General features: G+C 64.1%; 20 protein-coding genes, 1 tRNA gene and 1 pseudogene. 14 read left to right on the forward strand and 8 right to left on the reverse strand.

Features of this window, described 5'->3' with window-relative positions; translation table 11 throughout:
* The 4 genes and pseudogenes from ACDELDRAFT_RS04785 to polA form a co-directional block, all read right to left on the reverse strand.
* A partial coding sequence (locus ACDELDRAFT_RS04785; protein ID WP_005793997.1) for an AzlC family ABC transporter permease occupies positions 1–224 on the reverse strand: 224 nt, incomplete at its 3' end.
* A gap of 139 nt (positions 225–363) precedes the next feature.
* Positions 364–570 (reverse strand): annotated as a pseudogene (locus ACDELDRAFT_RS23920) (glutathione-dependent disulfide-bond oxidoreductase); the annotation flags it as partial.
* 116 nt (positions 571–686) lie between these two features.
* Positions 687–1,541 carry a GIY-YIG nuclease family protein gene (locus tag ACDELDRAFT_RS23925; RefSeq protein WP_232504719.1) on the reverse strand — a complete coding sequence of 285 codons (855 nt, stop codon included), beginning with the start codon at positions 1,539–1,541 and terminating at the stop codon, positions 687–689.
* Between the two features lie 138 nt (positions 1,542–1,679).
* Complete coding sequence (gene polA, locus ACDELDRAFT_RS04790; RefSeq protein ID WP_005794005.1) at positions 1,680–4,460, reverse strand: DNA polymerase I; 2,781 nt, start codon at positions 4,458–4,460, stop codon at positions 1,680–1,682.
* A gap of 319 nt (positions 4,461–4,779) precedes the next feature.
* On the opposite strand from polA, the gene ACDELDRAFT_RS04795 reads away from it, so the two are divergent.
* The 5 genes from ACDELDRAFT_RS04795 to ACDELDRAFT_RS04815 all read left to right on the forward strand — a co-directional run bounded on the left by ACDELDRAFT_RS04795 (position 4,780) and on the right by ACDELDRAFT_RS04815 (position 9,996).
* Complete coding sequence (locus tag ACDELDRAFT_RS04795; RefSeq protein ID WP_005794007.1) at positions 4,780–5,202, forward strand: hypothetical protein; 423 nt, start codon at positions 4,780–4,782, stop codon at positions 5,200–5,202.
* Between the two features lie 94 nt (positions 5,203–5,296).
* Positions 5,297–5,656 carry a hypothetical protein gene (locus ACDELDRAFT_RS04800; protein ID WP_005794009.1) on the forward strand — a complete coding sequence of 120 codons (360 nt, stop codon included), beginning with the start codon at positions 5,297–5,299 and terminating at the stop codon, positions 5,654–5,656.
* 59 nt (positions 5,657–5,715) lie between these two features.
* Complete coding sequence (locus ACDELDRAFT_RS04805) at positions 5,716–6,666, forward strand: homoserine kinase (RefSeq protein ID WP_005794011.1); 951 nt, start codon at positions 5,716–5,718, stop codon at positions 6,664–6,666.
* A 93-nt stretch (positions 6,667–6,759) separates the two neighbouring features.
* Positions 6,760–7,599 carry a BPSS1780 family membrane protein gene (locus tag ACDELDRAFT_RS04810; RefSeq protein WP_005794013.1) on the forward strand — a complete coding sequence of 280 codons (840 nt, stop codon included), beginning with the start codon at positions 6,760–6,762 and terminating at the stop codon, positions 7,597–7,599.
* A gap of 441 nt (positions 7,600–8,040) precedes the next feature.
* On the forward strand, positions 8,041–9,996 hold the full coding sequence (locus ACDELDRAFT_RS04815) for a PhoX family protein (protein ID WP_005794015.1): 1,956 nt from the start codon (positions 8,041–8,043) through the stop codon (positions 9,994–9,996).
* A 230-nt stretch (positions 9,997–10,226) separates the two neighbouring features.
* Here the strand turns inward: ACDELDRAFT_RS04815 and ACDELDRAFT_RS04820 are convergent, their stop codons facing one another.
* Both ACDELDRAFT_RS04820 and ACDELDRAFT_RS04825 read right to left on the reverse strand, forming a co-directional pair.
* Positions 10,227–11,408, reverse strand: a complete 1,182-nt coding sequence (locus ACDELDRAFT_RS04820) for an FUSC family protein (RefSeq protein ID WP_005794017.1) — start codon at positions 11,406–11,408, stop codon at positions 10,227–10,229.
* A 303-nt stretch (positions 11,409–11,711) separates the two neighbouring features.
* Positions 11,712–14,177, reverse strand: a complete 2,466-nt coding sequence (locus ACDELDRAFT_RS04825) for a UvrD-helicase domain-containing protein (protein ID WP_005794019.1) — start codon at positions 14,175–14,177, stop codon at positions 11,712–11,714.
* 42 nt (positions 14,178–14,219) lie between these two features.
* On the opposite strand from ACDELDRAFT_RS04825, the gene ACDELDRAFT_RS04830 reads away from it, so the two are divergent.
* From ACDELDRAFT_RS04830 to ACDELDRAFT_RS04855, 6 genes are all read left to right on the forward strand, one after another.
* A complete protein-coding gene (locus tag ACDELDRAFT_RS04830; protein ID WP_005794021.1) occupies positions 14,220–14,936 on the forward strand; it encodes a hypothetical protein in 717 nt (238 codons plus the stop codon).
* 206 nt (positions 14,937–15,142) lie between these two features.
* The gene (locus ACDELDRAFT_RS04835) at positions 15,143–16,120 is read left to right on the forward strand and encodes a GMP reductase (RefSeq protein ID WP_005794022.1); all 978 of its coding nucleotides are present in this window, start codon (positions 15,143–15,145) and stop codon (positions 16,118–16,120) included.
* Between the two features lie 226 nt (positions 16,121–16,346).
* Complete coding sequence (locus ACDELDRAFT_RS04840; protein WP_332375674.1) at positions 16,347–17,267, forward strand: NAD(P)-dependent oxidoreductase; 921 nt, start codon at positions 16,347–16,349, stop codon at positions 17,265–17,267.
* A gap of 81 nt (positions 17,268–17,348) precedes the next feature.
* Positions 17,349–17,424, forward strand: a tRNA-Lys gene (locus tag ACDELDRAFT_RS04845).
* A gap of 216 nt (positions 17,425–17,640) precedes the next feature.
* Complete coding sequence (locus tag ACDELDRAFT_RS04850; protein WP_005794026.1) at positions 17,641–18,873, forward strand: multidrug effflux MFS transporter; 1,233 nt, start codon at positions 17,641–17,643, stop codon at positions 18,871–18,873.
* Between the two features lie 101 nt (positions 18,874–18,974).
* Positions 18,975–20,114, forward strand: coding sequence for an HD-GYP domain-containing protein (locus ACDELDRAFT_RS04855; protein WP_005794028.1), 1,140 nt, complete (start codon positions 18,975–18,977; stop codon positions 20,112–20,114).
* A gap of 97 nt (positions 20,115–20,211) precedes the next feature.
* On the opposite strand, the gene ACDELDRAFT_RS04860 is transcribed toward ACDELDRAFT_RS04855, so the two are convergent.
* The gene (locus ACDELDRAFT_RS04860) at positions 20,212–22,050 is read right to left on the reverse strand and encodes a DEAD/DEAH box helicase (protein WP_005794030.1); all 1,839 of its coding nucleotides are present in this window, start codon (positions 22,048–22,050) and stop codon (positions 20,212–20,214) included.
* A 411-nt stretch (positions 22,051–22,461) separates the two neighbouring features.
* Positions 22,462–23,040 (reverse strand): oligoribonuclease, encoded by a 579-nt coding sequence (gene orn, locus ACDELDRAFT_RS04865; RefSeq protein WP_040328125.1) that lies wholly within the window; start codon positions 23,038–23,040, stop codon positions 22,462–22,464.
* Between orn and ACDELDRAFT_RS04870 the strand changes: the two genes are divergently transcribed.
* The 3 genes from ACDELDRAFT_RS04870 to rsgA are packed head-to-tail and all read left to right on the forward strand — an operon-like array spanning position 23,039 to position 25,680.
* Positions 23,039–24,385, forward strand: coding sequence for a M48 family metallopeptidase (locus ACDELDRAFT_RS04870; RefSeq protein ID WP_232504721.1), 1,347 nt, complete (start codon positions 23,039–23,041; stop codon positions 24,383–24,385). The two genes, orn and ACDELDRAFT_RS04870, sit on opposite strands and share 2 nt — an antisense overlap.
* The gene (locus ACDELDRAFT_RS04875; protein WP_005794035.1) at positions 24,382–24,717 is read left to right on the forward strand and encodes a 4a-hydroxytetrahydrobiopterin dehydratase; all 336 of its coding nucleotides are present in this window, start codon (positions 24,382–24,384) and stop codon (positions 24,715–24,717) included. The genes ACDELDRAFT_RS04870 and ACDELDRAFT_RS04875 overlap by 4 nt, the downstream gene beginning before the upstream one ends.
* An 18-nt stretch (positions 24,718–24,735) precedes the next feature.
* Positions 24,736–25,680, forward strand: a complete 945-nt coding sequence (rsgA, locus tag ACDELDRAFT_RS04880; protein ID WP_005794036.1) for a ribosome small subunit-dependent GTPase A — start codon at positions 24,736–24,738, stop codon at positions 25,678–25,680.
* Positions 25,681–25,725: the final 45 nt, after the last annotated feature.

Here is a 25,725-nt window from a genome sequence, read left to right on the forward strand (position 1 = left end):
GAACCCGCGCCGCCGCCCGCGATGACGCCGATGAAGGCGAACTGCGAGCCGCCGGTGAACATGAGCAGGCTCAGGGCCATGGCCTGCCACACGGTCAGGCCGGCCGCCACGGCGAGCGCGCCGAAGGAGATGCCGTAGAGCCCGGTGGCGGCGGCAATCGACAGGCCCACGCGAATGGCGGGGGTCCAGGTGGCAGGGCGTAAGGTGGGAGAAGGGGGACTCATTTGCTCTTTTTTTGATAGCTATTAGCGCTTTCCAGATAAGCGCCAATGCCCAAAACCCCTAAAAACTGCCTGAGCGACTGCTCAGCGGCTAGGGGTGGAGAGGGTTGGCGAAGCAGCGCTCGATGGTTCGGCGTGAGGTCAGCCACACGTCGTACTCCGCCCCGCTGTGGCCCAGCGCCAGCAGCTCTTCCAGCATCACCGTCACCTTCACGCCATTGGGCGTGCCCAGTGAGTAGAGCTGCAGCGGGTGCTTGCCCACAGGTAGCTCTTTATCGTGCGTGGCCCCGGCAATCGGCCGGTTGATGCTGGCGAACTGGCCGCCGTTTTCCTTGTTCCATTGCCAGATGGCGGGGGGGGGTGTAGGGGGTGGGGTTGGGCACGCGGGACTTCGTGCGACTTTGTTGAAATTTGGCGAGCCTACCAGCAGGCTAGCCGATTTCTACCAACAAAAAATTTCAAACATCAACCTTCTAGAATAATCAGACCATCAATAGTTTTAATCAAACTTTCGATATCTATTTCAAAAAATTCTCCCGATTTTTTGCTAGCGCAAAGAGAGTCATGAACTCTTTGCTCAACAATATATGGGTCTTTCGTGCGCCAATATTTAACAACACCAAATGGGGAAGGCAATCCATATTGTCTTGATATTTGGGCAGCACGATTATCTGGATTGCCAGCAGTAAATCCAATCTTAAAAACACCAGGCATCAAATCATTACTCAAAACATACAAAAATCCACTTTCCACCTTACTATGCACAATATCAATTGATTTCCATTTTTCCATCGACGCCTGCCGCTCGACTAACGCCTCCTTTGATCTATTGTCGCGTTCATTCTGAGCCTTTACATATATCTCTTCTTTTTCTCGCTCATGCTCAGAGGATTGAAATTCAATATAAGCTATTAGCTCTTCCGCGTGCTTGCGTGCAGCCTCAAAAAAATCCCAAATAAAACCAATCGCATCTTGAATTTCCCCACCACAACGCCCGACATTGTATGCATCATAAAGCACAGCTTTATATTCAAAATGTCTCGCCCAAGTATTACCACTCTGCCAATCAACGTCACTTCTACTCAGTTTATGAGCTTCAATTTTCCCACTCGACAACTGATCCACCAACGAATTCTGAATAGCAACCTTTTCGAGCGCACGGGGGATCATATAGGTAAAAAAATCTTTCAACTTATCACCAGCACCCGGCATGCCACAAGCCTCATCAACAACCTCTCTATTACTATATGACTCTATATTTTTATCAATCCATTTTTTGTTATACGGCCAAGGCTTCGGCATAACAATTAACTTCGGCAAAGTAGACTCCGAGTTCGAAGCCAAATATTTTTGCGGCATATTCAATATAAATTTGAAAATTCAGAACATTAAAAGACAATTACTGATGCTCTTTGAAATATAAAAATACATTCATTCATCAAAATTATCTCCCCCTGCTCAATGTGCCTTATCCCAATTAGCCCCCACCCCCACCTCAGCCAATAGCGGCACTTTCAACGCCGCCACCTCCGCCATCAGGCGCGGGATGTGGCCGCGCAGCCAGTCCACCTCGCCCTCGGGCAGCTCGAACACCAGTTCGTCGTGCACCTGCATGATCATCTTGATGCCGGGCTTGTGGGCGTCCAGCTCTTTCTGCACGGCCACCATGGCCAGCTTGATGAGGTCGGCCGCCGTGCCCTGCATGGGGGCGTTGATGGCGGCGCGCTCGGCGCCCGCGCGGCGCGGGCCGTTGGGGGAGTTGATCTCGGGCAGGTACAGGCGGCGGCCGAACACCGTCTCGACGTAGCCGCGCGCCTTGGCCTGGGCCTTGGTTTCGTCCATGTACTGCTTCACGCCGGGGTAGCGCTGGAAGTAGCGGTCGATGTAGGCGGCGGCGGCCTTGGTCTCGATGCCCAGGTTTTTCGCCAGGCCGAAGCTGCTCATGCCGTAGATCAGGCCGAAGTTGATGACCTTGGCGTAGCGGCGCTGCTCGCTCGTCACCTGGTCCAGCGCCACGCCGAACACCTCGGCGGCGGTGGCGCGGTGCACGTCCAGACCGGCGTGGAAGGCGTGCAGCAGCGCGTGGTCGCCGCTGATGTGGGCCATGATGCGCAGCTCGATCTGGCTGTAGTCGGCGCTGGCGATCACGCAGCCGGGCGGCGCCACGAAGGCCTCGCGCACACGCCGGCCCTCGGCCGTGCGGATGGGGATGTTCTGCAGGTTCGGGTCGTTGCTCGACAGGCGGCCGGTGACGGCCACGGCCTGCGCGTAGTGCGTGTGCACGCGGCCGGTGCGCGGCAGGGCCAGCTGGGCCAGCTTGTCGGTGTAGGTGCCCTTGAGCTTGGTCAGGCTGCGGTGCTCCAGCAGCTTGGCGGGCAGGGGGTAGTCCTCGGCCAGCTTTTCCAGCACTTCTTCGTCGGTGCTGCGCGCGCCGGTGGCGGTTTTCTTCACCACGGGCATGCCCAGCTTGTCGAAGAAGATTTCGCCGAGCTGCTTGGGGCTGCTGAGGTTGAAGGGCTGGCCGGCGATCTCATACGCCTCGGTTTCCAGCTGCAGAATGCGTTGGCCCAGCTCGTGGCTTTGCTGCGCGAGCGTGGGCGCGTCGATGAGCACGCCGTTGCGCTCGATGCGGTAGAGCGCCTCGCTGCTGGCGATTTCCAGCTCGTAGATGAAGCGCAGCTTGTCGTCGGCCTGCAAGAGCGGCCACAGCGCCAGGTGCACGTCCAGCGTCTGGTCCGAGTCTTCGCACGAGTAGGCGGCCGCCTTGTCCACCGGCACCTGGGCAAACGGGATCTGGTGCGCGCCCTTGCCGCACAGGTCTTCGTAGCTGATGCCGGTGCGGCCGGTGTGGCGCTCGGCCAGGCTGGCCAGGCCGTGGGGCTTGTGCACTTCGAGCACGTAGCTCTGCAGCATGGTGTCGTGCACATAGCCGCGCACGTCGATGTCGTGGTTGGCAAACACGTGGCGGTCGTACTTCACGTGCTGGCCCAGCTTGGGGTAGCGGGCATCTTCCAGCCAGGGCTTGAGGCGTGCCAGCACCTCGCCCAGCGGCAGCTGCTCGGGCGCGTCGGGCCCGGTGTGGGCCAGCGGAATATAGGCGGCCTCGCCGGGCTGCACGCTGAACGAGATGCCCACGATCTCGGCCCGCATTTCATCGAGCGAGGTGGTCTCGGTGTCCAGCGCCACCAGCTCGGCCGTGAGCAGGCGCTCGCGCCAGCGGTCGAAGTCGGCCCAGTTGAGGATGGTGTCGTACACCACCGTGCGGTGCTGCGCGGCCTCGGCCACGGGGCTGGCGGAGTGATCGGCAAACAGGTCACCGCTTTCGCCGGGCATGGCCACCACGGGCGCCGGGGCGGCATCGCCCAGCGCACGCGCCAGGCCCTTGAAGCCATACAGCTCATAGAAGGCGCGCAGGCGTTCGCCATCGGGCGTGCCCAACGCCAGGGCGTGCAGCGCGGGCAAGCCGTCGACCCAGCTGTCGAGCTCGCAATCGGTCTTGATGGTCAGCAGCTGGCGGCCCGTGGGCAGCCAGTCCAGCGCCTTGCGCAGGTTCTCGCCGGCCACGCCCTTGATCTTGTCGGCGCTCTGCACCAGGGCGTCGAGCGAGCCGTATTCCAGCAGCCACTTGGCGGCCGTCTTGGGGCCCACCTTTTCCACGCCGGGCACGTTGTCCACCTGGTCGCCCACCAGCGTCTGGTAGTCCAGCATCAGCCGCGCGGGCACGCCGAACTCCGCCTCCACGCCGGCCAGGTCGCGGCGTTTGCCGTTCATGGTGTCGATGATGGTGATGCGCTCGTCCACCAGCTGGGCCAGGTCCTTGTCGCCGCTGCTCACGATGACGTCGATGCCCTGGCGCGCAGCCACCACCGCCAGCGTGCCGATGACGTCGTCGGCCTCCACGCCAGGCACATCCAGCACCTTCCAGCCCAGCAGGCGCACCACCTCGTGGATGGGCGCGATCTGCGTGCGCAGGTCGTCGGGCATGGGGCTGCGCTGCTGCTTGTACGCCGGGTAGATGGTGTCGCGGAAGGTCGGGCCCTTGGCGTCGAACACGCAGGCGGCGTAGTCGGCATGGACCTCCTTGCGCAGCGCCTGCATCATGTTGATCATGCCGCGGATGGCGCCGGTGGCGGCGCTGGCCCGGTCGCCGGGCACGGCGCGCAGGTCGGGCATGGCGTGGAAGGCGCGGTAGAGGTAGCTGGAGCCGTCCACCAGCAGCAGGGTCTTTTTATCGCTCATGCGGCGATTGTGCACAGGAAGCAGCACCCCGGCGCCGACCGCACGCGGCCCATCGCACCCAGGAAAGGAGCCACAGCAGCCCGGGCCGCCGCGCCGTAATTGCCACCAGGCAGCGATGCCTTTGCCATGGGCCTGCGCAGGAATCGCGGCAAAATGGCTGCGTCTGGAGGCCGTGCCGGCAGCTGTGCAAGGCACCGCTGCCGCAGCACGCCCGGCGGCAAGCCGATGGACCGCTGTGCCTGGGCGCTGCGGCAACAGTGCGCGGCCACCAAAGCCGGGGACGCGGCGGACGGTTTCTCACCTTTGGAAGATTTCTCTTATGAAAAAAATGCTTGCGGTATGGATGATCGGCGCGGCCTCGACGCTGGCCCTTGCGGACACGGAATTCAAGAACGTGCCCGCTCCGCTGCAAAAAAGCCTGCGCGGCAACGCGCTGAAGACAGCGCAGTTGGACAACGGCGTGCTGCGGCTGCAGATGGACAAGCCCGAGGTCACCGAGCTGGTGTACTCCACCTTCGTCTTCCACAACATCTGCGCAGAACAATGGCACCACCCCGAGCAATTCGCCCAGTGGGCCCTTTCGCGGGTCGAGCTGCTCAACGCCACAGCCACCCAAGGTTTCGCGTTCGACGCGCGGGGAGACATCTGCGCGCAGATGGGCAGCCTGGGCAAGAAATTCGGCCCCTTCATCGCCCAGCGCACCGCCAAGTGCGAGGCAGGCAAATGCCCGCCGCTGCCGTGATACCCCTTTAAGACGCAACAACGCGCGCTGCCGCGCCCTGCGCCGTTGCAAAGCACGTACCTATGAGGTAAGCGCACGCGCCTACAATGGCGCCATGCGCGCTGTTCAACTCTTTTTGCTGCTGGGCCTGATGGCGGGCTCTGCCCTGGCCCAGACTCCCCCTCCCGCTGCACCGCAGGGCAGCGCTGAAAAGCGCGAACAGCTCCCCACGCCCGAACGCCTGGAGGGGCGCGGCAACCAGCGCACCGAGCGCATCCGCGTTGAAGACGGCGGCAGCCGCGTCGACGAGTTGCGCGTGGGTGGCCAGACGCAGAACATCACCGTGCAACCCAAGACGGGCGATATGCCTGAATACGAAGTGCAGTCTCCCGACGGCGCGCGCAGCCAGGCGGGCAGCCGCAGTGGCGCCGAGACCAACACGGCCCCGCGCGTCTGGAACGTGATCAAGTTCTGACGTGGCAACCCTGCGCCTGTTTCCTGTTTTTCCTGCCTAATCCGTATTTCCGCTGAGCGATGGCCGTTTTTACCGAAGTCTCGACGAATGAGGCGCGCGAGCTGCTGCGCCGCCTGCAACTGGGTGAGCTGGTCGCGCTGCGCGGCATTGAAGGCGGCATCGAGAACACCAATTACTTTCTCACCAGCGACCAGGGCGAGTTCGTGCTCACGCTGTTCGAGCGGCTTACCGCCGAACAGCTGCCGTTCTACCTCTACCTGATGAAGCACCTTGCCCATGGCGGCATGCCGGTGCCCGACCCGCGGCCCGACCGCAATGGCGACATTCTGCACACCGTGTGTGGCAAGCCGGCCGCCGTGGTGAACAAGCTGCGCGGCAAAAGCCAGCTCGCACCCCAGCCGGTGCACTGCGCTGCGGTGGGCGCCATGCTGGCACGCATGCACCTGGCAGGGCAGGACTTCGACCGGTACCAGCCCAACCTGCGCGGCCTGTCCTGGTGGAACGAAACCGCGCCCGTGGTGGAGCCGCACATCACGGCGCAGCAGGCCGCCCTGCTGCGCTCGGAACTGGCGTACCAGAACCACGTGGCAGCGTCGTCGGCCTATGCGGCCCTGCCACGCGGGCCGGTGCACGCCGACCTGTTCCGTGACAACGTGATGTTCGACGGTGACGAACTCACCGGGTTCTTCGACTTCTATTTCGCCGGCGTGGACACGTGGCTGTTCGACCTGGCCGTGTGCCTGAACGACTGGTGCATCGACCTTGCCGCAGGCACCCACGACGCCGAGCGTGCCGCCAGCATGCTGGGCGCCTACCAGACCGTGCGCCCCCTCACGGCGTCAGAGCGCGAACTGCTGCCGGCGATGCTCCGCGCAGGAGCGCTGCGGTTCTGGATTTCGCGACTGTGGGATTTCCACCTGCCCCGCGAGGCATCGATGCTCGTGCCCCACGACCCCACGCATTTCGAGCGCGTACTGCAAGGCCGCATTGCCAACCCCGTGCACGCCTGAGGCCCTTTGCCCACGGCGCCCAGGGCGCTGGGTTAAATTCGACGCTGCTTTCCCGCCCGTCGGCCGGGCTCCATCCTGATTGTCCAAGCCTCCATGAAACTCCACATCGTCCCCGCACGCACCGGCCTGGACTGGGTCAAGCTCGGCATCCGGGCGTTCTGGCGGCAACCCATGGCGCTGGCGGCCCTCTTTTTCATGACCATGGCGGCCATGTCGCTGGCCACCCTGATTCCGCTGGTGGGCCCGGCTGTGGCGCTGGCGCTGCTGCCCTCGGCCACGCTGGCGATGATGGTGGCTTCGGCCGAGGCCATGCAGGGCCGCTTTCCCACGCCCGCCGTGCTGCTGGTCGCCTTTCGCACCGGTCGGCAGCGACTGCGCGACATGCTGGTGCTGGGCGCAATGTATGCGGCCGGATTTCTTGCGGTGATGGGACTGTCGGCTTTGATCGACGGCGGGCAGTTCGCACAGGTGTACCTGGGCGGCGCGCCACTCACGCGCGAAGTGGCCGAGACTCCCGCTTTCCAGGGCGCCATGTGGCTGGCCATGCTGCTGTACCTGCCCTTGTCGCTGCTGTTCTGGCATGCCCCGGGCTTGGTGCACTGGCATGGCGTGCCGCCGGTGAAAAGCCTGTTCTTCAGCATCGTGGCCTGTATCCGCAACTTTGGCGCCTTCACGGTCTACGGCTTCGCGTGGATGGGTGTGTTCCTGCTCGGAGGCTTGGCCGTCAGCTTGGTCGCGGGCCTGCTGGCCGTGGGCGGTCTGTCGTCCGTGGTGGGCGGCATCATGGTGGGAGCGGCCATGATGATGGCCGCCATGTTCTTCACATCGCTGGTGTTTACTTTCCGCGATTGCTTCGAGCCGCCCGACCCACCGTCGCAGGTTCCGCCAGCGGATCGCGCCGACACCAGCACGGGGCCTGACGCCGAACTGTAAGGCGCAGCCGGCCCTGTGCCGGCCTCGGCGCCTGTAACGGCCGCCCGGCATAATGCCAACCGTACCGCCGCAGTGCGGGACCGGCACCTCTATTCCCGGCCTCAGCATGCCCAGCATGCAGCGCCACGTGCGCACTCGTGCCTTAAATTGCGCGAGAGCGCGACAGCCCGCGGCGCACTGCGCTGGCATTGCTGCGCCGCGCAGTGCGGCTTGGCCGCCCCTCCCTCCTGTGCAGCCATCGTCGCTCTGCAACGCTGCCGGCACGCTGCCCTGACGCAGCGGATATGCCGAGCCCAAAGGCAAACCGTCACGCGTTCGTCAAACGTCTGTCACAAGGCGTTTCTAGTATCAGTGGCTGGATACAGCGCCCCCGGCGCCGCTGTCACATGGCACGCGGAGCGCTCCCTGCCTGTCTGCATAACAACCTGGAAACCACCCAAAATGTCCCACACGACGACGCCCACCCGCCGTAAGGCCCTGCAATTCCTGGCAGGCGTTCCCCTGCTGCCGCTCGGCGCCAGCGCTTCCGCATCCCTGCTGGCCGCCTGCGGCGGTGGCAGCGACAGCTCGAGCGCCAGCTTTGTGTCTGCCAGCTTCACGTCGATGGCCGCACCCACGCTGGCCAACGCCGCCGCGATGGCCACGACCACGGTGGGCTCCACGCTGAACATCAAGCTCAGCGACGATACCGTGCAGTCTTACTCGCTGGCCTACCAGCCCTTCTTCATCACGGGCGACATGGTCTCCGACGGCAAGGGCGGCAAGGTGCTGGCTGGCGGCTACTACGACATCAACAACAAGCCCATCATCGACAGCACGGTGGCTGGCAGCGAGCGCCAGTATTTCTCCGACTCGCCCGATGGCACCTCGCTGCTGACAGTGGCCAACCCCACGGTCACCGGCCTCAAGGGCAAGGCCGTGTTTGCCGTGGTGCAGTTCGAATACACCACCTGGGCCCAGGACGGCAAGACCGACATGTACGGCAAACTGCCCTCGCCCATCGCCGTGCTCACGCTCGACCAGGACCAGGCCACCGGCAAGCTGAGCCTGGTGAAATACCACAACGTGGACACCTCGAAGGTGCACGGCCTGTGGATCACCTGCGGCGCGAGCCTGTCGCCCTGGGGCACCCACCTGTCGAGCGAGGAATATGAGCCCGATGCTTTCAGCATCGCCAGCAACACCATGTTCCAGACCTACAGCAAGAACCTGTTTGGCGACGCCACCAAGGCCAACCCCTACCACTACGGCCACATGCCCGAAGTGACGGTGAACCCCGACGGTACGGCCACCATCAAGAAGCATTTCTGCATGGGCCGCATTTCGCACGAACTGGTGCAGGTGATGCCTGACAACCGCACCACGCTGATGGGCGATGACGCCACCAACAGCGCCTACTTCGTGTTCGTGGCCGACAAGGAAAAAGACCTGTCCTCGGGCACGCTGTATGCCGCCAAGGTGGGTGCCGGCTTCTCCATCGACCCCAAAGCCACCACGGCCGCCCCCCTCACCTGGATCAAGCTGGGCTCGGCCACCAGCGCCGAGATCGAGCAGTTGGCCAACACGCTCAAGCCCACCGACATCATGTCCGTGGTGAGCAAGGACCCTGGCGACGCCACCTTCACCAAGATCGTGGCCAACGGCAAGACCGAGTGGATCAAGATCAACCCCGGCATGGAAAAGGCCGCCGCTTTCCTGGAAACCCACCGCTACGCCGCCTACAAGGGCGCCAGCCTGGGCTTCACCAAGATGGAAGGCACCACGGTCAACATCAAGGACAAGGTCGCCTACTCTGCGCTGCAGAACGTCCAGTCGTCCATGGTGGCCGGCAACGCGGCCAATGTCCCGGGCAACGGCATCTCGGTGCCCAAGCAACTGGTGGCCGGCGCCGTGATGGCGCTGAACCTCAAGGGCGGGCAGAAGGACACGGCTGGCGCCGCCATCAACAGCGAGTGGATGCCGGTGGACACCAAGGCGTTGCTGGCCGGTGAAGACATCGCAGCCGACGCGCTGGGCAACACCGCGAACCCCAACAACATCGCCAACCCCGACAACCTGAAGTTCTCGGAAAAGATGCGCACGCTGTTCATCGGCGAAGACAGCAGCCAGCACGTCAACAACTTCCTGTGGGCCTACAACATCGACACGAAGCAGCTCTCGCGCGTGATGTCGATCCCCGCCGGCGGCGAATCCACCGGCCTGCACGCCGTGGACGAGATCAACGGCTGGACCTACATCATGAGCAACTTCCAGCACCCCGGCGACTGGGGCGGCATCCACAACGTGGTGAAAGACACGCTGGACCCGCTGATCAAGGCCAACTACAAGAACAAGGCCGGCGCCGCCGTGGGCTACCTCACCGGCACCCCCACCCAGATGAAGCTGGCGAAGGCCTGAGTGGCAGACAGCCGCGCGCAGCGGCTGATGCCCATCACGACGCTGCGCGACAAGCAGCACACCAAAGCGGGGCACAGGCCCCGCTTTTTTTATGGCCCGTACGCTGCCGCCAGAGGAAACCAGGTACCCGGGGACCGGGGATTCAACAGAAAAAAGGCCTGCAGCGCTTGTGCATCATGCACAAGCCGCTCTCATTCATATCGCAAGCAGGGTGCCAGCCGTCGCGTGCTTCAGCGAGCGGTGCTGCGATGCTCGTGCAAATGGACCCGGTCGTCCACACTCGAAAAGATCACCGCAAACACGATCCCCAGGGCCGCCCCCAGAATGGTGTCCAGCACGCGTTCCACGGGCAGATTTGCGCTGACCGCAGGCGAGGCCAGATAGGTCATCAACAGCGCCATCGGCGTCACGGTGATCTGGCCCAGCGCATAGTTGAAGCCGATCACCACCTCGGTGAGAAACTGGAACAGCACAATGGCCGCTACCAGTACCCAGAAGGACGGGTGCTGCGCCAGGATGGCCCAGACGACAAAGGCCCCCACCACGGTTCCTGCCATGCGCTGCAAAGACCGGTTCATGGTGACATGCAGATGCCCGCCCTGCATCACGGCGGTGGCGCCAATCGCGGCCCAGGAGGGATGCTGCCAGCCGGCGCCATGGGCGATCAGCGCGGCCAGGGCCGCCACCACGGCAATGCGAGCGCCAGCTATCCACTGATGGCTGACCGGCGGCACGTGGACCGGAGGCAGGCGCAGATGGGCCATGCCAGGCGCGCGCAAATGGTCGGTCAACACGCATGTGATCCAGGCGATCGCACCACCCGCCAGCGTGGCCAGCGTCCGCATCGCCACGGTGTCCAGCGAATCCACCGGCGAAAGCGAAGCCCCGGCCGCAAACACGATGATCACGGCGCCCGGCCCACCCAGCTGCCAGTGCGCCACGGCAATGGTCGAGCCCCCGGCCACCAGCGCCAGAATGAGCATGAGCACCACCAGCGGCGCCCCAAGGAACGAGGCCAGCGTTGGCAGGAAAACCCCCAATGTCAGCAGCGCGGCGCAGATCAGCACGATCTGCATGCGCCGCCGGCCCAGGGGCGCAAACCGGCCGAACAGCGCCGCCAGGGCCCCCAGTGCCGGAAAGCCGACCAGGTGGGGCCAGGGCGAGAAATGGGCCAGCACCAGGGCGATCAACACCGCCAACGCCGACTGCAAACCGGCCACGCCGGCGATGCGCAACGACACTGGCGGAACGATGGACAGGCTTTCCTGCCACTGTGCCGGGCTGAGCAGATGGCGCGCCGAGTGGCTACGGGTGACGTGGGGGGGCTGCCGCGCCGCCGAATCCGTGCGGGCACCCGATGCTTTGGATCCGGGCAAGGATTTTGCGTTCTTTGTTTTGCGCTGGGCAGACATATGTGGACTTCCGATATGCGGGCTTCAGAAGAAAATCGGGCCGGCTGACCACGGGCCCCTGCCCAAGCCCCAGCGCCGATGACACGGCCACTCATTCCGGCCAATGGCTTTTACAGGGCAATGGATCGCGCAGGGGCGGGGTGGAACTCCCAACCGCCCCACCACTGCGACGAAGCCGACCGGCGAAACGCCATCGCTCCAAGGCAAGCCCGCATGCGGCTTTTTTCATGATAACTGCCGTTCTATTGCCGAGCGGTTGAGGGGCTGAGCACACCGATCAAGCACCAGCCAGCGCCCCAGCGGCTATTCCACCACCGTGAGCTTGGCCACCGACAGCGCCAGCCACTTGGTGCCGTGGCGCGGGAAGTTGACCTGCGCCCGTGCGTCGTCACCCGTGCCCTCGATGGCCAGCACCTTGCCTTCGCCGAACTTGGTGTGGAACACCGCAATGCCCGCGCGAAGGCCATGCGAGGGTGCCGCCTTCTGCGGTGGCACGGGCGGGCTGGCAAAAGTCTCGGATTTGAAGCCAAATTGGCCTCTGGCGCTTGCCCCATAAGCACCACCAGCTCCTGAATAAGGAGCAGACCCGGGCATGAAAGATCCGAAGCCCTGCTGCTTGGGCGTGATCCACTTGAGCGCGCCTTCAGGCAATTCGTCAAAGAAGCGGCTCTTGGCGTTGTAGCGCGTCTGGCCATGCAGCATGCGTGTTTGCGAATGGCTCAGGTACAGGCGCTTGCGAGCACGGGTAATGGCCACGTACATCAGGCGGCGCTCTTCCTCCAGGCCATCGCGGTCGCTGGAGGAGTTGTCGTGCGGGAACAGGCCCTCTTCCATACCGCCGATGAACACGCAGTCAAACTCCAGGCCCTTGCTGGCGTGCACGGTCATGAGCTGCACGGCGTCTTGCCCGGCCTGGGCCTGGTTGTCGCCAGCCTCCAGCGCGGCGTGGGTGAGGAAGGCCGCCAGCGGCGACAGCGTTTCGCCGGTGTCGGCGTCCACGATCCCGGGCACGGCGGGCTTCAACGGTTCATCGAGCAGCGGTGCATGGGGGTCGATGCCCTGGCTGACCGCACTTTGCGTGAGTGGCGTGCCGTGCTCGTCGAGCGGCAGGGCCACGGCGTCGCGGCCGAAGCCTTCTTGCGTGACAAAGCTCTCGGCGGCGTTGACGAGTTCCTGCAAGTTCTCGATGCGGTCGGCGCCCTCTTTTTCGGTGCGGAAATGCTCCACCAGCCCCGTGGATTCGAGCATCTGCTCGATGATGCCGCGCAGGTTCAGGCCCTGGGTCTGCTCGCGCAGCACATCGACCATGGCCACAAACGCGCCCAGGTTGGCGCCCGCCTTCCCGGGCACGGCGCTCACGGCGTCGTGCAGCGAGCAACCGGCGGCGCGGGCCGCGTCCTGCAGCACCTCGATGCTGCGCGCGCCAATGCCGCGCGGTGGAAAGTTGACCACGCGCGTGAAGCTGGTGTCGTCGTGCGGGTTCTCCAACAGGCGCAGGTAGGCCAGTGCGTGCTTGATTTCGGCGCGCTCAAAAAACCGCAGACCGCCGTACACGCGGTAGGGCACAGATGCATTGAACAGCGCCGATTCAATCACCCGGCTTTGCGCATTGCTGCGGTAGAGCACGGCGATTTCCTTGCGCTCAAAGCCGTCATTCCTCACCAGCTGCTTGATCTCGTCGAGCATCCACTGCGCCTCGGCCAGGTCGGAGCTGGCCTCGTACACGCGCACGGGCTCGCCCGCGCCCTGCGTGGTGCGCAGGTTCTTGCCCAGGCGGCGGCTGTTGTGGCTGATGAGCGCGTTGGCCGAGTCGAGGATGTTGCTGTAGCTGCGGTAGTTCTGCTCCAGCTTGATCTGGCGCTGCACATCGAATTCGCGCACAAAGTCCGTCATGTTGCCCACGCGCGCGCCGCGAAAGGCGTAGATGCTCTGGTCGTCGTCGCCCACGGCGATGACGCTGCCGCGCGCCTCGTAGCGCCCGCCCACGTCGTTGCCGGCCAGCTGCTTGAGCCAGGCGTACTGCAGCTTGTTGGTGTCCTGGAACTCATCGACCAGGATGTGCTGGAACCGGCGCTGGTAGTGCTCGCGGATGGGGTCGTTGTCGCGCAGCAGCTCGTAGCTGCGCAGCATCAGCTCGCCAAAGTCCACCACGCCTTCGCGCTGGCATTGTTCTTCGTACAGCTGGTAGATCTCGACCTTCTTGCGGCTGTCGCTGTCGTGCGTGGGCACATCGCCGGGGCGCATGCCTTCCTCTTTGCAGTTGGCGATGAAGTAGGCCAGTTGCTTGGGCGGAAAGCGCTCATCGTCCACGTTGTGCTGCTTGCACAAGCGCTTGATGGCAGAGAGCTGGTCTTGCGTGTCCAGGATCTGAAACGCCTGCGGCAGCCCCGCCGCCTTGTGGTGGGCGCGCAGCAGCCGGTTGCACAGGCCATGGAAGGTGCCGATCCACATTCCGCGCACGTTGACCGGCAGCATGGCCGACAGGCGCGCCACCATCTCCTTGGCGGCCTTGTTGGTAAAGGTGACGGCAAGGATGCCGCCGGGTGTGGCATAGCCGTTTTGCAGCAGCCAGGCGATGCGGGTGGTGAGCACCCGGGTCTTGCCCGAGCCAGCACCCGCCAGGATGAGCGCATGGCCTGCGGGCAGCGTCACAGCGGCCAGTTGCTCATCGTTCAGGTTGGCCAGAAGGGGCGACGCAGCGGAGGCCGCGCCGGGATGTGGGGGAACCAGGGGGTCTGGCACACCCGAAAACGGGTCTTGTGGGAACATGGGGCCATTGTAGAAAGCCCCCCAGCCTGCCCGGCCCGCACCATGAAAAACATTGCCTGCACCCTGGGCGCCCTTCTGGCGCTGGGATACGTGCCAATCGCTGCGGCCCAGGCCAGTTGCAGCAGCGACGGCACCGCACCACCTATCGCCGTGTTCGAGCGCTTCATCAGCGCGGACTGCGAGGCCTGCTGGAGCGAAACTGCCACGCCCGCGCCTTCGGCCGCGGGGGGCGCCGTGGTGCTGGACTGGATCGTGCCCACCCCTGCCGGCGAGGACGCGCCGCTGTCGGCCGCGGCCACTTCCGAAGCCTTGGCACGCCTGCAAGCGCTGGGCCGGGCGGCGCCGACGACCACGGACGTTTTCATCTCGCCGGTGGAGGGGGCACTGCCCGCGCGGATAAGGGTGGCCCACGGCTTGCCATTCAACGACTACGTGGGCGCGGGCCTGTCCTTCGCCCCGGCGCATGCGCCGCGAGGAATGGCGGCCGCGCCCGGCGATCTCGGCCTTTACCTGGTGCTTGTGGAATCGGTGCCCGCCGGCGCCGATGGCTCGGCCGTGGCGCGCAATGTCGTGAGAGCCGTTTTTTCAGCGCCATGGCGCCCTGGCGGCGCCCCCACCGCGGCGCGGCCGCTGCCGTGGAAAGAGGTGCGGTCGATGCGCATTCCGGACAGCACCCAGCCGGGGCGGCTGCGAGTGCTGGGCTGGGTGCACGATGCCCACGGCCGCGTGCTGGCGGCTGCCCAGTCGGTATGCCGGTGATACCGCTGGCGTTATGACGCCATCGGAGCAGGCGGGTAGAATCAATCACCGGGCCCAAGTTTCTTGACGTCCGGTTTTTTTGCGCCTGCGCAGAGCAGGGCTCGGTGCGGACTTCCACGTCCCCGCCCGCATGACCGGTCCGACAGCCAAGCGCCCACCGCAGCAGAAATCGTTTTGCTGCGTCCTTTCACGGAGCTTGGAATCTCATGGAAATCTTCGACTACGACAACATCCTGCTGCTGCCACGCAAATGCCGCGTGGAAAGCCGCTCGGAGTGCGACGCCAGCGTGGAGCTGGGCGGCCGCAGCTTCCGCATTCCGGTGGTGCCCGCCAACATGAAGACGGTGGTGGACGAGAAAATCTGCACCTGGCTGGCGCAAAACGGCTACTTCTACGTGATGCACCGCTTTGACCTGGACAACCTGCAGTTCGTGAAGGACATGCATGCCAAGGGTTGCTACGCATCAATCTCGCTGGGCGTGAAAGCCCCCGACTACGCCACCGTGGACCAGTTGGTGGCACAGGGCATCACGCCCGAGTACATTACCATCGACATCGCCCACGGCCATGCCGACAGCGTGAAGAACATGATTACCTACCTCAAGGACAAGCTGCCCCGGGCGTTTGTGATTGCAGGCAACGTGGCCACACCCGAAGCCATCATCGACCTCGAAAACTGGGGTGCCGACGCCACCAAGGTGGGCGTGGGCCCGGGCAAGGTGTGCATCACCAAGCTCAAGACAGGTTTCGGCACGGGCGGCTGGCAGCTGTCGGCGCTCAAGTGGTGCGCGCGCGTGGCCACCAAGCCCATCATTGCCGACGGCGGCATCCGCAGCCACGGCGACATCGCCAAGAGCATCCGCTTTGGCGCAACCATGGTGATGATCGGTTCGCTGTTCGCAGGCCACGAGGAATCGCCGGGCAAGACCGTGGAAGTGGATGGCGAGCTCTTCAAGGAGTACTACGGCTCGGCCAGCGACTTCAACAAGGGCGAATACAAGCACGTGGAAGGCAAGCGAATTCTCGAGCCCATCAAGGGCCGGCTGGCCGAAACGCTGATCGAGATGGAGCAGGACGTGCAAAGCTCGATCAGCTACGCCGGCGGCACCAAGCTGATGGATGTGCGCAAGGTGAACTACGTGATCCTGGGTGGCGACAACGCGGGCGAACACTTGCTGATGTAAAAGTGCCCGGGGCGCGCATGGCGCCGCATGCCCTGCCCTCATTCAGGGGGTGCACGGCGGCGTGATGACGGCTGCCCTGCTGGGGTCACCAATGCGGCCGCCGCGTACCAGCCGGCTGCCCTGCGGCTGGCTAACAGCCTGCTTTGACCCCGCCCACAGCTCTCCGCCAGCAGCCGGGTCAGCGCTGCAAGCTCGCTGACAGGGAATGGCGGCGAAAAAGACCATGATGGCGGCAGAAAAACCTGCCAAGGATCAGCGCATGACCACTACCTCCCCCCTTCGCATTGCCGTGCTGGGCATCGGCCTGATGGGGTTGCCCATGGCCCGCCGCCTGTGCGAAGCGGGCCACCAGGTGCACGTTTGGAACCGGACCCGCGCCAAGGCAGAGCCGCTGGCCAGCGCAGGCGCCCAGGTGCACGACGCCGCCGCCGACGCCGTGCGCCCTGCCGATTTCGTGATCAGCCTGCTCGAAAACGGGCCGGTCGTGCACCACGTGCTGTTTGAGCTGGGCGCCGCCCAGGCCATGCGCAAGGGCGCGCTGTTCATCGACATGGCGTCGATACAACCACGCGAAGCACGCGACCATGCAGCACGCCTGGACGAAATGGGCCTGGCCCATCTGGATGCCCCCGTTTCCGGCGGCACCGTGGGTGCCGAGCAGGGCACGCTTGCCATCATGGCCGGAGGCAAGGCACAGGATTTTGCGCGCGCCCAGCCCGTCTTTGCGGTACTCGGCCGTGCCACCCATGTGGGGCCCCACGGCGCAGGCCAATTGGCCAAGCTGGCCAACCAGATGATCGTGGGCATCACCATCGGCGCAGTGGCGGAAGCGCTGCTCTTTGCTGCCAAAGGGGGCGCCGACATGGCCAAAGTGCGCGAGGCCATCAGCGGCGGCTTTGCAGACAGCCGCATCCTTGCGTTGCATGGCCAGCGCATGGTGGAACGCGACTTTGCCCCGCGCGGCCGCATGACAGTGCAGCTCAAGGACCTGGACAACGCCTTGATCACCGCGCAGGAAATCGGGTTCGATGCGCCCATCACCACGCTTTTCGACACGCTGTACCGTGACGGCGTCGAACACGGACTGGGGCAACTCGACCACAGCGGCCTGTTCGTGGAACTGGCCAGCCGCAACGCGATGCAATAATTTTTTGACCGAGTTGCCAAGGCTGCCAAAATTAGTGCATAATTCGAGGCTCAGCAGCAATGCTGATAGATTAAAAAGTTTGGGTTCTTAGCTCAGTTGGTAGAGCAGCGGACTCTTAATCCGTAGGTCGAGTGTTCGAGTCACTCAGGACCCACCAAACTGCAAAACCCCGTCATTCTTGAGAGTGACGGGGTTTTTTGTTTCATGCCCCCCTGGGGATGGCAGCCACAAGGCTCCTTGAGGGTCAGCGCGCTGAGGACAGCACTCGTCCATAATGGGGCGCACCTTCCCCACGGCCAGCCGCCATGCGCCGGGGCCCTGCGCCATCGGCGGTGCAGCTTCCTACCATCCCCATCACCTCATCAGACCAGCCATGAATCCACAAGCCCACCTGCTCTGGCGTGCCCCCCGGTGGGCGCTGGCCGTGCTGCTGGCAGTGCTGGGCATGCTTGGGCCGTTTTCGATCGACACTTACTTACCGGCGTTCTCAGGCATTGCCTCGGCCCTGGGGGCGACCCCGGTACAGATGCAGCAGACGCTGTCGGCCTATCTGTTCGGCTTTGCCTTCATGAACCTGTTCCACGGCGCACTGGCCGACAGCTTCGGCCGTAGGCCCGTGGTTCTGACAGGCCTGGCAATGTTCACCATCGCCTCGGCGGGATGCGCGCTCTCACAGAGCATCGAACAGCTCGTTTTCTTTCGCGCCATGCAGGGGCTCTCCACAGGCGCGGGCATCGTGGTGTCCCGGGCTGTCATCCGCGACATGTTTCCGCCCGCCCAGGCCCAGAAGGTGATGAGCCAGGTCACCATCTACTTCGGCGTCGCGCCCGCGGTTGCCCCCATCGTGGGGGGATGGCTGTTTGTCCACCTGGGCTGGCACAGCGTTTTCTGGTTCCTGACCCTGGTGGGGGTGGTTCTGTGGGTGGCCAACCTGCGACTGCTGCCCGAAACCCTGCAAGTAGAACTGCGCCAGCCCTTCAACATACCGCACTTGATGCGGGGGTATTGGGAATTGGGCTCGAGCATGCGTTTTCTCCTGCTGGCGCTCGCCAGCGGCGTGCCGTTCAATGGCATGTTCCTCTACGTGCTGTCGGCCCCGGCCTTCCTGGGGGAGCATTTGGGGTTGGCTCCGACACAGTTTTTCTGGTTTTTCGGGCTCACCATCTCGGGCATCATGGGGGGCGCATGGCTGAGCGGCCGGCTGGCGGGGCGCATTGCACCCAAGCGGCAGATCCGGCACGGCTTCGTGATCATGTTTGTGGTGGCCGTCATCAACCTGGCCGCCAATGCCGTGCTGCCAGCGCATGCCAGCTGGGCGCTGGTACCGATTGCCGTGTTTGCGTTTGGCTGGGCATTGATGGTTCCGGTGGTCACCCTGCTGGTGCTCGACCTGTACCCGCTGCGCCGCGGCATGGCCTCGTCGCTGCAGGCCTTTGTGGGCTCCACAGCCAACGGCATCGTGGCGGGGGTGGTGGCCCCGCTGGTGATGCATTCGACGGTGTGGCTGGCGGCCGCGTCGCTACTGATGATGGGCGTAGGCCTGCTGGCCTGGATATACCTGCATCACCGGTGGCCTGAAATCGGCCGCGCCGCCTCGCACGGTTGACCATGTCGATGTCCGAGGGCCGCCACCCATAGCAACCCACCGATACACCCGCGCCAGACAGGCGCACATGATGCAGCGATGCGTTCAACCAAGGCTCGGCCATGCAATTGTTGAAACTGGTGGAATCGGAAATCCAGCTGAATGTCCCATTGCCCTGGAATGTTCGCAACCACGACTGCACGCTGCTGCTGGCGCAGGGGCATGTGGTCGCCAATGCCGCGCAACTGGAGGTATTGCTGGAGCGGGGCATGTACGTGGACTTGGAGGAGAAGCGTGCGGTAGAGGCCCTTGCCGCCCCTGCGCCACAACCGCGAAAAAGCATCTATGCGCGCTGGTCTGATGCCATCGACACCCTGGAAAGGTTGGTGCACGATCTGCCGCTCGCACCCAACTTCCCAGAATACATAGAGGTGCTGGCCGAGGAACTGATCACACTGGCCGAACTGGATGCGGACATCGCCATCTTCATGGCTGTGCGCCAGGACCAGGCCCGGCACCTGCGTTATGGCTACAGCCACAGCATCTACACCGCGTTGCTGTGCATTCTCATCGCCCAGCGCATGGAATGGACTGCAGCACGCGTCCGCCTCATCACCCTTGCCGCACTCACCATGAATGTCAGCATCGCGGACCTGCAAGGCCAGATGGCCGGTCAGGACTATCCCGTGCTGGACCGCCAGCGCGCACAGTTACGCACCCATCCCACCGACAGCGCGGCCCAGCTGGCTGAAGCAGGCATCACCGACAGCCACTGGCTCGATGCCGTGCGCCAGCACCACGAGCAAACTACCGGAGACGGATACCCCACCGGTTTGACAGAAATCGACGAACTGACACAAGTGCTGCGCATGGCCGATGTCTTCATGGCACGGATCAGCCCCCGTGCAATCCGTCCACCGATGACGGTCCAGGACGCCGCCCGCCAGATGTTTCGGGACGACAAGGGGGGCGTGCTCTCCTCCACCATCATCAAGGTACTGGGGATCTACCCCCCAGGAAGTCTGGTGAAACTCGCGTCCGGAGAGCTGGGGGTGGTGATGCGGCGTGGCGCAGAGGCCCGCACGCCCCTGGTGGCAGCCGTCACGGACGCACAGGGCCGTAGCGTGACAACGACCTTGCATCGCAACACCGCAGAACCCGCCTACGCCATCACCAGCCCCGCGGCTGACGACAAGAACCTGCTGTCGCGGGTGCCGCCCGAGCGCCTGTATGGCTACGCCCAGGCGGGTACGCAGCCCTGACCGGAGCGCACGCATCGGCCAGCAGGCGCCCCAGGAAAAAGGGCTGGCCCCTCACGGAACCAGCCCTTTTCAACCAGCAGTGACCTGCGCAGCAAACTCAGCGTGCGGGGCGCGCAGGGCGCTTGCGGGCATCGTGGGGCACGAAAGGCTTGCCACCACCCGCCCCGGCCGGCTTGGAAAACGCCGGCTTGCGCGAAGCGAAGTCACCGCGCGGCGCTCCTGCATCGCCCCGGGGCGCAAAACCGCCACGGCCAGCATCACCAAAACCGGGCTTGCGGCCATAGCCCTCGCCGTCGCGGCGCGAAGCAAAACCACGATCGTCACGGCCAGCGAAACCACCGCCGCCTTCACCGCGAGCGGGGGCACCGCGGTTGTCGCGACCGGCAAAGCCGCCGCCAAAACCACCACCAAAGCCACCGCGGTCATTGCCACCACGGGCCGGGCCACCGAATCTGCGGTCACGGCTGTCACGGTCGTAACCCCCTGGGCGGCCTCGGCCGCCAAAGTCGCCACCACGGGGCGCCTGCGGTGCGCGTTGCGATGGCTCCATGCCAGGAACCACATCGGCCTTGAACTGCTGCCGGCTGTACGACTCAATGTCGTAGATCTTGCGGCGGTCGCGGAACTCGGCGAACGTGATAGCCAACCCATCGCGGCCGGCACGGCCCGTGCGGCCAATGCGGTGGGTGTAGTCCTCGGCCTTCATGGGCAGACCGAAGTTGAACACGTGGGTGATCGTGGGCACGTCGATGCCACGCGCAGCCACGTCGGTGGCCACCAGGATCTGAACCTGGCCAGCGCGCAGCGCCATCAAGCGGCGATTGCGCAGACCCTGGCTCAGGGCGCCATGCAGGGCCACAGCCGAGAAGCCGTCTTGCTGCAGGTCATTGGCCAAGCCATCGCACTCCACCTGGGTGCTGGCGAACACGATGGCCTGGTTGATCGTGGTGTCGCGCAGCCAGTGGTCGAGCAGCTTGCGCTTGTGCTGGGCGTTGTCGGCCCAGTAAAGCATCTGCTTGATGTTGGCATGCTTCTCCTGGGGGGAGTCAATGGTGACCTTCTGAACCGAGGCACCACCGTCGTGCATCACGCGCATGGCCAGTTGCTGGATGCGCGGCGCAAAGGTGGCGCTGAACATCATGGTCTGCTTGCGCTGGCTGGTCAGCTGGTTCAGCTCGGCCAGGTCGTCCGAGAAGCCCAGGTCAAGCATGCGGTCGGCCTCGTCCACCACCAGGAACTGCACCTTGTCGAGCTTGATCTGCATCGAGCGCTGCAGGTCAAGCAGGCGGCCGGGGGTTGCAACCACGAGATTGGCATTCTGCAGCTTGGCGATCTGCAACTGGTACGGCATGCCGCCCACCACGTTGGCTACGCGCAGGCCGCGGCAGTGCTTGACAAGGTCGATGGCGTCGTGCGCCACCTGCTGCGCCAGTTCACGCGTAGGGCACAGGATCAGGGCGCCGGGCGTAGCGGCCTTAAAATTGCGCGCGTTGGTAGGGTCCTTGCGCTTGGCGCGCTTGGGGGCTGGTTCACCACGCACTGCGGCTTCGGCCACGGCACGCTCGAAGGCGGCGCGCTCTTCGGCCTCGGCTTCGGCTTGCTGCTGGATCAGCGTGTGCAGCACAGGCAGCAGGAAGGCGGCGGTCTTGCCACTACCCGTTTGGCTGGACACCATGAGGTCGATGAAGCGCTTGGCGTCGTCGCCCGCGCCCATGGCCAGGGGGATGGCCTTGAGCTGCACGCTGGTGGGCTGGGTGTAGCCCAGGTCCGCCACGGCCTGCACCAACTCGGGCGCCAGGCCCAGTTCGATGAACCCGTTGGGCTCGGCCGCAATGGCCTCATCCACAGATTCGGTAACGGACTGCACGGAAATATCGGCAGCAATAGAAGTATCTGCAGGCGCGAAATCGCCCTGCACCAAAGAGGTGTCGGTCATGAATTTTTCTCTCACGAAGACGTTCGCAGGCGCAGCCTGCGATGGCTTCGTCAATGGTTAAAAAACATCAACCATCAAACGAAACCTGCATCCACTCTGGGCGGATGCTGGTGGGCGTTGTTCGCCAGTCCGATGCTGTGATTGACAGCTGGCTGGCAGGCCCGGTGTGTGAGGGGAGATGCACAAACTGCGAGGAGCTTCCTGCGCAGCCTTCAATTATGGCACGACCAGGGTTTTCCCGCAAGCCCTGCATTCCAACGCGGATACGGATTGCCCTTCACCGCAAACGCCGCACGCAATGTTCATGCATTCTTTCTGTAGCGATCAGCCCGGGCTGCGGCCTGCAGGAGCGGTATGCGCGCCCCGCCCTCACCCTGCCGCAGACCCCATGGCGGATGCTCCGCCGCGACCTCACACCGACAGCAGGTGTACGCGATAGTGGGCCAGCTCGTCGATGCTCTCGTGCACGTCGGCCAGCGCGGTGTGCTTCTGGGCCTTCTTGAAACTGGTGTAGGCCTCTGGCTTCCAGCGCTTGGCCAGTTCCTTGAGGGTGCTGACGTCCACGTTGCGGTAATGGAAAAAGCGCTCCAGCCGAGGCATGTAGCGCACCAGGAAACGGCGGTCCTGGCCAATGCTGTTGCCACACATGGGGGCCGTCCCCTTGGGCACGTACTGCGCCAGGAAATCGAGAATCTGCTGCTCGGCCTGCGCTTCGGTGATGGTGGACGCCTTGACCTTGTCGATCAGGCCACTGCGCCCATGTGTGCCCTTGTTCCAGGCATCCATCCGGTCCAGCAATTCGTCGGCCTGGTGGATGGCGAAGACAGGGCCTTCGACGCGGGGTTCAAGTTGCGGGCCGGTCACGACAACGGCGATCTCCAGCAGCCGGTCGGTGTCGGGTTCCAGGCCGGTCATCTCGCAGTCGAGCCAGACCAGGTTCTGGTCCGATTTGGTGAGCACGGGGGGGGCGGGGTTGTTGGCTTCAGACATGGCGCGCATTGTCGCCGATGGCCTAAACTCGCCCTACATGCCCACGCCCGACGCCCTTTCGCCCTCTTTTGCGCTCACCCTGGCCTTTGCGGCGGTGCTCTGCGCAGGCCTTTTGCTCAAATTCTGGCTGGCCTCGCGGCAAATGCGTCACGTGGCGCAACACCGCAGCGCAGTACCCGAGACCTTTGCGGCACGTATCTCGTTGGCGGCACATCAGAAGGCCGCTGCCTACACCATCACCAAGGCGCGCTTCAGCCTTCTCGAGATGGCGCTGGGCGCCGTGGTTCTGCTGGGCTGGACACTGCTGGGCGGGCTCGACGCCCTGAACCAGGCCCTCATGGCGGCCCTGGGGGGTGGCATGGCGCAACAACTGGCGCTGCTGGCGGCATTTGTGGCCATCAGCGCGGCCATCGACCTGCCGGTTTCGCTGTACCAGACTTTCGTGATCGAACAGCGCTTTGGTTTCAACAAGATGACGCCGTCCCTGTGGCTGGCCGACCTGGCCAAGTCAGCGCTCGTGGGCGCGTTGATCGGCCTGCCCGTGGCTGCACTGATCCTGTGGCTGATGGGCGCGGCCGGCCCCCTGTGGTGGCTGTGGGCCTGGGGCCTGTGGATGGGCTTCAATCTGCTGCTGATGGTGGTTTACCCCACCGTCATCGCCCCGCTTTTCAACAAGTTCCAGCCCCTTGAGGACGACTCTCTCAAGGCCCGTGTCACAGCACTGATGCAGCGCTGCGGCTTTGCCGCCAAGGGCCTTTTCGTGATGGATGGCAGCCGCCGCAGCGCCCACGCCAATGCCTATTTCACGGGCTTCGGTGCCGCCAAGCGCGTGGTCTTCTATGACACCCTGCTGCGCCAGCTCTCCCCGGGTGAGGTGGAGGCCGTACTGGCCCACGAACTGGGGCACTTCAAGCACCGCCATATTCTCAAGCGCGTGGTGAGCTTGTTTGCCATGAGCCTGGCGGGCTTTGCCCTGCTGGGCTGGCTGTCCACCCAGGTGTGGTTCTATACGGGACTGGGCGTGCGCCCCAATATCTCGCTGAACCCCACCGTGGCCGCCGCTCCCAATGACGCCTTGGCGCTGCTGCTGTTTCTGCTGGTGGTACCCGTCTTCACGCTGTTCATTGCACCGCTGTCTGCCTGGATTTCACGACGCCATGAGTTCGAGGCCGACGCCTACGCCGTTGCCCAGTCCAGCGGTGCCGATCTCTCGTCGGCGCTGCTCAAGCTCTACGAAGACAACGCCTCCACGCTCACGCCCGATCCGGTGTATGTGAGGTTCTACTATTCGCACCCTCCCGCCACCGAACGGCTGGCACGCATGACCCCTTCCGCCCGATCATGACCACAATGTTGAATATAAAAGACTGGTCAGCGCTCACCCGCCGTGCGCTGACAGCTACTGAAGTAGTAGCAAACCTGGCCAAGATCGAAGGCTGGTCCCTGAGCGGCGATGGCGCCGACGTGGCCATCGAGAAGACCTACCATTTCGCCAACTACTACGAGACCATCTCGTTCGTGAACGCCGTGGCCTTCATTGCCAACGCCCAGGATCACCACCCCGACCTCTCGGTGCACTACAACCGCTGCGTGGTGCGCCTGAACACGCACGACGTCCAGGGCATCTCCGCCACCGACTTCGATTGCGCGTCCCGTTTCGACGCCCTGCTGGCATGAACCCCGTGGCCCGCCCCCATGACTGAGCGCAGCGCCCTGATGGAGGGACTTGTGGTGGCAGGGCACGGGCGCCACTGCATGGTGGAAACGCCCGATGGACAGCGCCGCATCTGCCACCCAAGGGGCAAGAAAAGCCAGGCGGTGGTGGGCGACCACGTACTGTGGCAGTCGCCCCCGCCGGGCCAGGGCGAGGAAGGCACCATCGAGAAGGTACTGGAGCGGCGCAACCTGTTCTACCGACAGGACGAGATCCGCACCAAGTCCTTCGCCGCGAATCTGGACCAGATCCTGATCCTGATCGCCGCCGAGCCGGTCTTTTCCGAAAGCCAGCTGGCCCGCGCACTGATCGCCGCCGAGGCCGCAGGCATCCAGCCATTGATCGCACTGAACAAGAGCGACCTGGTCGAGCCCTTTGCCCGCGCCTGGGAGCGCCTGCTGCCCTACCGCCACATGGGCGGCGGCCACCATTACGGCGTGCTGCCGCTGTCGCTTTCGCTGTCGGCAGAGGTCGATCGCACCCTGCTCATGCAGCACCTGCAGGGCAAGACCACGCTGGTGCTGGGGCCCTCGGGTTCGGGCAAGAGCACGCTGATCAACCTGCTGGTGCCGGGGGCCAGCGTGTTGACCGGAGAGATCTCACAGGCCCTCAACTCCGGCAAGCACACCACCACCAGCACGACCTGGTATTGGGTGGACGGAGCCCGCACCACTGCGCTGATCGATTCCCCGGGCTTTCAGGAATTTGGCCTACAGCACATCGCGCCCATGCAGCTGGCCTCGTGCATGCCCGATATCGCGGCCCACGCCACGGACTGCAAGTTCTACAACTGCACCCACCTGCACGAACCCGGCTGCGGCGTTCTTTCAGCCCTTGAAAATACCCTCACCGCAGATGGCATAAGCGCCAGTCGCTACAAAATTTATAGTGATTTATTCGCCGAGCTGAGCCACACCCGGTATTGATGCCCGAGAGATGCCGGGCCCTCTGGCCCATGGCTCCGGTGGCCC

This window comes from Acidovorax delafieldii 2AN (assembly GCF_000175235.1).
Lineage (GTDB): Bacteria > Pseudomonadota > Gammaproteobacteria > Burkholderiales > Burkholderiaceae_C > Acidovorax > Acidovorax delafieldii_B.